The organism is Actinotignum schaalii FB123-CNA-2, from assembly GCF_000411135.1.
GTDB classification, from domain to species: Bacteria; Actinomycetota; Actinomycetes; order Actinomycetales; family Actinomycetaceae; genus Actinotignum; species Actinotignum schaalii_A.
The window spans coordinates 819,188-828,411 of record NZ_KE150262.1 but is presented as its reverse complement, the minus strand read 5'-3'; the positions used below and the strand labels follow the sequence as shown (position 1 = coordinate 828,411).

Genomic DNA, 9,224 nt, shown 5'->3' with positions numbered 1-9,224 from the left:
CCATTCAAAGCGGGAAGCTAGTGAACTAGGCTACTCACGAGGAGTTTCCGTGCCACCTCGAGGCGTTTCCGGCTCTCGGCGACGGATAACAAGCTTACAAGCCCAACCCCACGAACGCAAACCAAACCAACGAGACACCCACCACACCCGCCACAAACACCACCAAAACCGCGGAAACCACGCCCAGACACACGGAAAACACGCGTCAACAACCCAGCCAAATACCCCCGGACTACCTTAGAACACCGCAACACACGCCTACACACCCCTCAAGCACCGCCCAGCCGAACCTCGCAGCGCGGCACATGCGGCGCGCGGGCAAGAAGCTGCGGCGTCGTCGATAATAGAGAAGTGAGTGCACGAAAAGCTCCGGCTACTGCCGGCAACCCTCAGCAAAGCGACCCGAAGCGTCCGTCCCCCGATCCCACTACAAACCACCCGCACAGAGGAACCACGCTTCAGCCTGGCACGCAGCTCGGCCTGCTTGTCACCCTCGTCATTGCCGTGCTGTCCTATCAGCTCAACACCACGATGGTGACTCCTGCGCTTCCCGATATCGGGCGGAGTTTTACGGTGAGCGAGGGAACGCTTGCCCTGGTCTCGAGCCTCTTCTTCCTCGCCGGCGCGGTTGCCGGGATTCTCCTTACCCGTTGGAGTGATTTTATTGGCCGCGCCCGCATGCTCCTGGCGGTTCTTGTGATCCTGCTGGTGGGAACACTGATATGCGCACTCGCCCCGAACTTCCCTATCTTCGTGGCGGGGCGGGTCCTCCAAGGTATCTCCGGGGCGGTCTTCCAGCTCGCGTATATGATCCTGAGCGAATCAGTATCGCCGGCAGTTCTAGGCACCATGCTCGGCATCATCAGCGCCGCTAACGGAGGCGTGGGTGGTCTGGACGGATGGCTCGGCGGGATCCTCACCGATCGCTTCGGATTCCAGGCCATTTTCTTCGTTATTGCGGGTCTCGCCGCGGTGGCAATTTTCCTGACGGTTCGACTACTCACTACGCAGGAGCGGCCGGCCGCAAGCGGAAAAATGGATTGGTGGGGCGGTGGACTCCTCTCCCTCAGCCTTATTTTCCTGACCTACTACGTCACTATTGGCGGCGTCCGCGGGTGGTTCGCCCCGGCTAGCCTCTCACTTTTCGCTGTGGCCGCGCTATTTTTCTTCGTTTTTTGCATGGTTGAGCATCGGGTTTCCTCACCGCTTTTCGCCCTGCGTCATCTGGCATCACGCCACTGCTGGCCCCTTATTGCTGTCACGCTGCTATCCTTGGCCTCAGTTTTTACGGTCATTAATTTCACGGTCGCGCTTTTCGCCCAGAATTCCGACGTGGGCTACGGTCTGGAAGCTGGCCGGGCCGCGCTCCTCTACCTCACCCCGCCCGCACTTATTGGGCTGGTTGCCGCCCCGCTTTCCGGGTGGCTGGCGGGGAAAATCGGCTGGCTCACCGTGCTGCGCACCGGGCTCTTCCTCTCTCTCTGCGCGATTGGCGGGATCTGGATCTTCCTCGATCACCAACGGGTTGTTTTCACCCTCATCGCGCTTCTTGGAATCACCTATAACGGCATGATTCTCACAACTGTCAACGGGCTTGGCGTTATCCTGGCTCCGCCCGAAGCACCCGGCTCGCTCCCCGGTCTCAACGGCGCAGCTTTCGGCGTTGGTGCGAGCCTGGGTATCGGACTGGTTGCGCCCCTCGTGGGAACGTGGGATGGCTACCGCGGGGCGCTGGCGGTTTCGGCGGGCGTCGCCGCGCTAGCTTTGCTGTGCGCATGGGTTCTGAAAATGCGCACAGATTCATAACGACGACGCAGCTACCTGGCCACCGCGCACCCGTGCGCCACGAGCTGCAGTACAAAAGTGGCCGGCGCCTGAGCCAGGCACCGGCCACGTCCGCCGCTTGAGCGCATGAGCTAAGCGAACACCTCAGTTTTTAGAGCAGCGAGGCGTAGAGCGCGCGGATTTCTTCCTTGGTGGCCTTGCGGGGGTTGCCCGGGGTGCACACGTCGTTGAAAGCATCCTCGGCCAGGGCATCGAGACCGGATTCGTCCACGCCCACCGCGGAGATCGTGGTGGGATTACCCAGGTCCTCAACCAGCTGCTTGACCGCATCCACAGCGTAGGTACGCGCTTCTTCTAGCGCGACGTCGTACGAATCCTTCATGCCGAAGGCATGCGCAATATCGCGGTACTTTTCACCGGTGTACTCCGCATTGAACTTCATAACGGCCGGCAGCAGGATACCGTTGGCCACACCGTGCGGCGCGTCGTAACGCCCACCGAGCGGGTGCGCCATGCCGTGCACCAGGCCCAGGCCCACATTGGAGTAGCCCATGCCCGCGATGTAGGAAGCGTATCCCATTTGCTCAACGGCATCGGTATCGCCATCGGCAGCCTTGCGCAGGTTCTTCGCGATCATCTGGATGGCCTTGAGGTGGACCGCGTCCGAAAGCTCCCAGGCACCCGGCGTGATGTAGCCTTCGATGGCGTGGGTCAGGGCATCGAGCCCGGTCGCGACCTTGAGGGAGCGGGGCATGCCGTCCATGAGATCCGGATCCACAATGGCGAGCACCGGAATATCGTGTTCGTCCACGCACACAAACTTGCGATGCTTCTCCGTATCGGTAATCACGTAGTTAATGGTGGTTTCCGAAGCGGTACCGGCGGTGGTGGGAATACCAATAATCGGCACGGAGGGGTTCTTGGTGTCCGCTACGCCCTCGAGGGAGAGAACGTCGGAAAATTCGGGGTTCGCACCGATAATGCCGATGGCCTTCGCGGTGTCCTGCGGGGAACCGCCACCCAAGCCGATGAGCACATCCGCACCGGAATCCTTGAGCGCCTGCACGCCGGCCTTCACGTTTTCGACGGGCGGGTTCGGAACGACGTCGTCGAAAATCTCGTAAGCAAAATCGGCCTCATCCAGACGCTTCGTGACTAGGTCCACGGTCCCGGCCTGGCGCACACCCTTGTCGGTGATGATGAGGACTTTCTTGAAGCCGCGGCGATGCAGCTCGGGGACCAGCTGGTCGAGCGCACCGCGCCCGAAGTACGAGGTTTGGTTGAGGATCATGCGATTAACCATGACAACTCCTTATGTCGAATATTCGTAGCAACTGCGCCACTTTCCTGACATGGAACATTGTTCCATTTTTTTGACCCCCGCACTATGACGTAAGGCCCGACATGGATTGATCGCCGGGGCCGTGGCGATATTTTCCCGCCCAATCCGCGAGCTGCCGGGCCGGGAAGGCTTTACTCTCCCCGGCTTTCATTTTAGACTGGCCGTGTCAGAATCCCAACTATTAACATTCCATCCCACTAAATGGGATTGAATGTGTTGCGGTGGAGATGCGCGCGGCACGTTATCGCGTACGTGAAACGGCCGCACGGTATCGCGTACGGAACGACTGCTTGCGGTCGCGCACGCGGAACGACGGCGCAGCTACCCCGCAACACCCTCTCAACAATCACATAGCAATCGCACATAGACGCAAAGGAGCATCTCATGTCATTACCAACAATCAAGCACGTGCGCGCCTTCTTCATGGGCGGCGCCACCGCCAAAAACAAAGGCCAGGGCGGCGGTGACTATCACGACCAGGGCGGCGGGCACTGGATCGATGACCATATCGCTACCCCGATGTCCAAGTACAAGGAGTACGAACAATCACGCCAGTCCTTCGGCATTAATGTGCTCGGCACCCTCGTGGTGGAAGTGGAAGCCAGCGACGGCACCACCGGCTTCGCGATCTCCACGGCCGGCGAAATCGGCTGTTTCATCGTGGAAAACCACCTCAGCCGCTTCATCGAAGGCAAGCGGGTGGACGATATCAAGCTCATCCACGACCAGATGATCAACTCCACTCACTACTACTCCGGTGGTGGCGGCGTTGTTATGAACACCATTTCTTGCGTGGACCTGGCCCTCTGGGATCTATTCGGGAAGGTGCTCGGCCAGCCCGTCTACTCGCTACTCGGCGGCGCGGTTCGCGATGAAATCAAGTTCTACGCCACCGGCTCGCGCCCGGATCTGGCCAAGGAGATGGGCTTCATCGGCGGAAAGATGCCCACCCAGTGGGGCCCGCACGATGGTGACGCCGGCATTCGCCGCGAGGTGGAACGCATCAAGGATATGCGCGAGAAGGTGGGCCCGGACTTCTGGCTCATGTGGGATTGCTGGATGAGCCAGGATGTCAATTACGCGGTCAAACTCGCCCACGCCTGCGCTCCCTATAACCTCAAGTGGATCGAGGAATCCTTCCCCGCCGCGCAGTATGACAATTACGCCGAACTCAAGCGCCAGGTCCCGGCCGGGGTGATGGTCTCCACCGGTGAGCACCACGGTAACCTCGCGGCCTTCCGTACGCTTTCCGAAACCGGCATTGACATTATGCAGCCGGACGTGGGCTGGTGCGGCGGCATCACCACCCTCCTTGAGATCGCGGCCATTGCCAAATCTCGCGGCCAGCTGGTGGTCCCGCACGGTTCCTCCGTGTACTCGCACCACGCGGTTATTACCTTCACGAATACGCCGTTCAGCGAATTCCTTATGACCAGCCCGAAGGCGGATACCATCCGCCCGCAATTCGACCCGATCCTCCTGGGTGAACCAGTCCCCGAAAACGGCCGTATTTCCAAGGAAACTCTGACGAAACCCGGATTCGGCGTCGAACTTAATCGCGATATCGCGCTGGAACGCCCCTATACGCACTAGAGCGCTCGCGTTCCGGGTAGATACGCATCCACGCATACGAAAAGGAGAAAATATGACAGCCTCTTCGCCATCTCCAGGATCGCCCGCGGCTAAGTCCGGCACTTCCGGCACCGCGGCCTCCGGCACACGCTCCGGGGCACCCGGCGCCTCCGCAGCCCGCGAAGCAACCCTGAATATCGCAGTTCGCAAGGCGCGCCGTCGCCTTGTCCCTTTCATGATGCTGCTGTACGTCCTCGCCTTCCTGGACCGTTCCAATATCGGATACGCCCAGCAGGAATACATGCTGGACACCGGCATCGGTGAAGCCACCTTCGCACTGGGCGCGGGGATCTTCTTCGTGCTCTACGCTTTCCTCGGCGCCCCCGCGAATCTCATGATGCGCAAAATCGGGGCGCAGAAATGGATCGGTTCCATCGCGGTGGCCTGGGGCCTGGTATCCGCCTGCATGGCCTTCGCCGATACCCCGGCGAAATTCCTCACCATTCGCCTGCTTCTGGGCGTGGTGGAGGCCGGCTTCTTCCCCGGCATGATCTACCTCTCTTCTATCTTCTTCCCCGCCAAACCGCGCGCTTACGTGATGGGACTCTTCTATCTGGGAGCGCCCCTCGCGCTGGCGCTCGGCTCGCCGCTATCCGGTGCGCTGTTGCAGATGCACGGCTTCCTCGGTTTCCCGGGGTGGTTCTGGATGTTCCTCATCGAGGGCCTGCTCGCCGCGGTTGTTGGGTGCCTCGCTTTCTTCTATTTCGACGACGGACCGCGCTCTGCCAAGTTCCTGACTCCGGAAGAGCGAATCGTCCTGGCCGAAGCGGTGGAAGGTGAAGATTCAGGTTCCGGGGTGAAGTCCACCCTCAAGGATGCCTTCACGAACGCTCGGGTATGGACGCTCGCCATGGCCTACTTCGCCATCCAGGTGGCGGTGTACGGCGTCGTCTTCTATATCCCCACGCAGGTGGCGCGCCTGCTGGGCGAATCGGTGGGCTTCAAGGTGTCCCTCGTCGTCGCCATCCCGTGGGTGGTTTCCCTTATCGGGACGTGGTGGTTCTCCAAGAATGCCACCACCCCGGATCGGCAGCGGATCTGGTCGGCCGGGCTGCTGCTGGCCGCTGGCTTGTCCCTTGGGCTTTCGGCACATGCCTCCCCGATTCTTGCCATTGCGGCACTGTGTATCGTCGCCACCGGCGTGATCGCCTGCCAGCCGCTCTTCTGGACAATGCCGACGAATCTACTTGCCGGGGCCGCCCTGGCCGCGGGTATTGGTTTCATCAATACCTGGGGTGCTGTTGGTGGTTTTGTGGCACCGAATCTGAGAGTATGGTTCAACGAAATCTTTGATACCCACCAGTCGAGCGTGGCGGGACTCTGGGCGGTTGCAGCGGTGGCAATCCTCGGTTCCTTCATTATCGTCGCTCTCAAGAATCGAAAGGACGTTGGTATTGAAAGCGACGTTGCCTAAAAACCAGTTCAAAGCAGAGTTTGCGGCCTCCCCGCAGCGGGCGCGCCGTGGAATCTGGATGACGATGGCTTCGGCTACCTCGGCGGAAATTTGCGCCGGTTCGGGTGCTGATTGGCTGTTATTCGACGGCGAACACGCACCCTATACAGTGGCCTCCCTGCTGGATCAGCTCCGGGCTGCTTCCGGGTATCCCATGCCCCTGATTGTGCGTCCGGTGGAAACCACCCCGGCACATATTAAACAGGTGCTGGATCTGGGAGCGCAGAACCTGCTGCTACCTATGGTAGATACCCCGGAGCAGGCCCGCGCGGCCATGCGGGCGGTGCGTTACGCACCCCGCGGGATCCGCGGGGTAGGGGCATCGGTGGCGCGTGCCGGGAATTGGGGCCGTTACACCTCCTATATGGAGGAGGCCGAAGCGGAACTTTTCGTGCTGCTGCAAATCGAATCCCGGGAGGCGCTCTCCCACCTCGATGAGCTGCTTGAGGTGGAGGGACCGGACGGCTTTTTCATCGGGCCCGCCGACCTGGGCGCTTCACTGGGTAATCCCCCCGCGGAGGAATTGCACGCTATCGTGTGCGATGCGCTGGCAAAAATCCGAGCGGCCGGGCTGGTGGCCGGTTCCCTCGCCTTCGATGATGCGGTAGCCGAACAGTATATTGCCGCGGGCGCGAATTTCATCGCGACCACGGCGGATTCCACTCTGCTGGTGGAGGCACTCGCCGCGAAATTCCCGGAGCGGTAATTAGCCCGCGTACCCGCGTAGCTCATTACCTCTCCGCTCCTCTCCGGTACCAGGTTCCCAACTATTGGGAACCTGGTACCGTTTATATATGACATCCGACGATATCCCTGGCACGCAGACACTTCGCCACGGCCTCCTTGTTCTTCGTGCCGTCGCCACAGGGGCTCGGAATCTCACCGAGGTCACCACGGCAACCGGCCTGAGCCGCTCGAAAGTGCACCGGCTTCTCCAGGCTCTGCGCCAGGAACGTTTCCTGCGCACCGATGAAACCGGCACATATTTCCTGGGGGCTTCCCTTATTGAGCTGGGTTTTCAGGCCCTCGATGATATTTCTTTGGTCGGTATTGCCTCCCCGTTGCTCTCCCAGCTTTCCGAGGACACCCTCGACACCGTTCACCTGGGTACCGAGCTGGAAGGCGAGGCCCTCTACCTGCTCAAATTCCCCGGGCATCGCGGTATTGAGGTGCGTTCCCAAGTGGGAACTCGCCGCCCGATTACCCGCACCGGCCTGGGCCGGTCACTGATTCTTGATAGCCCCGAACGCTGGGAGAGCCTCTACCGGGCGGATCGCGAGCGGATGCGGGATACTCCCCCGCCGGAAACCCTGGAGGAATTCACCGCCGCGATGGAAAAATACTCCCGCAATGGCTATTCGGAAGACTGGGAAATCAGCGAGCCGGGGATTCGTTGCGTTGCTGCACCTATCCGCAATGCCTCCGGGAATATTGCCGCGTCGATTAGCGTCTCCAGCGCGGTTATTTATATGGGGAAGGCGCGGATGCGGGAATTGGCGGCGGCGGTCACGGCAACCGCCGCGGAGATTTCCCGCCAGATCGGTTACGGCGCGGTATAGCTGGGAATTACGGTGCGTGGCGTTTAAGTACGACGACGCCGCGTCCCCGCGGCGCGCGGGCGCGCCGCGGCGCCGTCGTACTATCTGGTGCGAAGCTATTCCACATCGAGCGGGACTCGGCGGCGCGGAGCCGGAAAGGCGCTGTCCAGGCGCGCCAGCTGCTCGGCGCTCAACTCGATCCGCGCGGCCTCCAAGTTTTCCCGCATATGCGTGCGCTTGCCGGTGCGCGGAATCGCGATGACCTTACCCTGCGCCAGCACCCAGGCGAGCAGCACCTGGAAGGGGCTTGTACCTAGTTCGCGGGCGACCTCGGTGACGGCAGGATTGGTGACCAAGCCATTGCGCAGGGTTCCGGCCTGGGCGAGTGGGCAGTAGGCGATGAGCGCCGCGCCGCGCCGTTCCATGAGGCCGCGCAATTCCACCTCAATCCCGCGCGAGCCGAGGTGGTAGAGCACTTCGTTAGCCTGGCAGTTTGTGCCGCCGGGCACCGCGGCAAGGTCTTGCATATCTTCGACGTCGAAATTGGAGACGCCCCAGCTGCGGATTTTCCCGCTGCCGCGCAGGCGCTCGAGTTCCGCCACGGTTTCCGCCAGCGGGGTGCCGCCGCGCCAGTGGTAGAGGTACATATCCACGTAGTCGGTTCCGAGGCGCGCCAGGCTGGCATCCAGCGCGGCCTCCATGCGGTGGCGCGAGGCGTTGGAGGGCAGCACTTTGGTGATGAGGTAGAGCGATTCGCGCGAGAAGGGCGTGATTGCTTCGCCCACGAGTTTTTCGGAGCGCCCGCTGCCGTACATTTCCGCGGTGTCGATGAGCCGCGCACCGCCTTCGATTCCGCAGCGCAGCGCCGCGATTTCGTCCTGCCGGCTCGCCGGGTTATCGCCGAGGAACCAGGTACCCAGCCCGAGGGCCGGAACAGTATCTCCATTGGCCAAAGTAATGTTTCGCATGGGGTTTCCTTTTCGTGTTTCGCTTGCTTCCCGCGAGAACCTCATGAGCCTCACGAAGTTCAATAGTCACACCAGCCCCTGGGGAGGGGTATCTGTTTTTCAGAGCTGTACTTCATATGTCGTACATACGAAGTACATCCCGGAAAAACATACCCTCCTCGCCGGCGCGGCGGACAGCGCGGTAAGTCGCGGGAGGTGCGGGGCTCGGATCGGCGTTGCTAAGCCCGTGCTTGGGGTGCCGTTTACTCTTACGAACGCGCCTGGCGATGTTAGTGACCGACCAACTGTCTTGGTGGTGACCAACATGAAGGGTTGCGTCCGTTAGTGTGGTGTATCTGTATCCCGCGGTGATCCTCGTGTCGGCATGCACAAAGGCGACCATCGCGGGTACCTTTCGAATCAACTCTTACCTATCCTCGAAAGGAGATACCCCGCAATGGCCGCTGACCCCCATCATATCGACCCGACAACCTACCTGGGCGAACTACTCACCCAAGCATCCCCCG

The 9,224-nt window shown here is 61.1% G+C and carries 7 protein-coding genes; 5 read left to right on the top strand and 2 right to left on the bottom strand.

The features are described from left to right. Positions 1-351 precede the first annotated feature (351 nt). A complete protein-coding gene (locus tag HMPREF9237_RS03345; protein WP_016442325.1) occupies positions 352-1,806 on the top strand; it encodes an MFS transporter in 1,455 nt (484 codons plus the stop codon). Positions 1,807-1,936: 130 nt separating this feature from the next. Here HMPREF9237_RS03345 and fucO read toward each other — a convergent pair whose 3' ends face one another. After that, the gene (gene fucO, locus HMPREF9237_RS03340; protein WP_016442324.1) at positions 1,937-3,088 is read right to left on the bottom strand and encodes a lactaldehyde reductase; all 1,152 of its coding nucleotides are present in this window, start codon (positions 3,086-3,088) and stop codon (positions 1,937-1,939) included. A 423-nt stretch (positions 3,089-3,511) separates the two neighbouring features. Between fucO and rhmD the strand changes: the two genes are divergently transcribed. From rhmD to HMPREF9237_RS03320, 4 genes are all read left to right on the top strand, one after another. Next, positions 3,512-4,720, top strand: a complete 1,209-nt coding sequence (gene rhmD / locus HMPREF9237_RS03335) for an L-rhamnonate dehydratase (protein ID WP_016442323.1) — start codon at positions 3,512-3,514, stop codon at positions 4,718-4,720. 52 nt (positions 4,721-4,772) lie between these two features. Next, positions 4,773-6,173 (top strand): MFS transporter, encoded by a 1,401-nt coding sequence (locus tag HMPREF9237_RS03330; RefSeq protein ID WP_016442322.1) that lies wholly within the window; start codon positions 4,773-4,775, stop codon positions 6,171-6,173. Continuing rightward, positions 6,154-6,918, top strand: a complete 765-nt coding sequence (locus HMPREF9237_RS03325; RefSeq protein WP_016442321.1) for an HpcH/HpaI aldolase family protein — start codon at positions 6,154-6,156, stop codon at positions 6,916-6,918. Before HMPREF9237_RS03330 ends, HMPREF9237_RS03325 begins: the two co-directional genes overlap by 20 nt. An 88-nt stretch (positions 6,919-7,006) precedes the next feature. Then, entirely contained in the window at positions 7,007-7,771 is a 765-nt protein-coding gene (locus tag HMPREF9237_RS03320) for an IclR family transcriptional regulator (protein ID WP_039898268.1), read from the top strand. Positions 7,772-7,866: 95 nt separating this feature from the next. On the opposite strand, the gene HMPREF9237_RS03315 is transcribed toward HMPREF9237_RS03320, so the two are convergent. Beyond that, a complete protein-coding gene (locus HMPREF9237_RS03315) occupies positions 7,867-8,718 on the bottom strand; it encodes an aldo/keto reductase (protein ID WP_016442319.1) in 852 nt (283 codons plus the stop codon). Positions 8,719-9,224 lie beyond the last annotated feature (506 nt).

What these genes read in the sequence shown, in the direction of transcription:
- rhmD (WP_016442323.1), top strand. Translation starts at nt 3,512, where the DNA reads ATGTCATTACCAACAATCAAGCACGTGCGCGCCTTCTTCATGGGCGGC.
- HMPREF9237_RS03320 (WP_039898268.1), top strand. Translation starts at nt 7,007, where the DNA reads ATGACATCCGACGATATCCCTGGCACGCAGACACTTCGCCACGGCCTC.
- HMPREF9237_RS03330 (WP_016442322.1), top strand. Translation starts at nt 4,773, where the DNA reads ATGACAGCCTCTTCGCCATCTCCAGGATCGCCCGCGGCTAAGTCCGGC.
- HMPREF9237_RS03315 (WP_016442319.1), bottom strand. Translation starts at nt 8,718, where the DNA reads ATGCGAAACATTACTTTGGCCAATGGAGATACTGTTCCGGCCCTCGGG.
- fucO (WP_016442324.1), bottom strand. Translation starts at nt 3,088, where the DNA reads ATGGTTAATCGCATGATCCTCAACCAAACCTCGTACTTCGGGCGCGGT.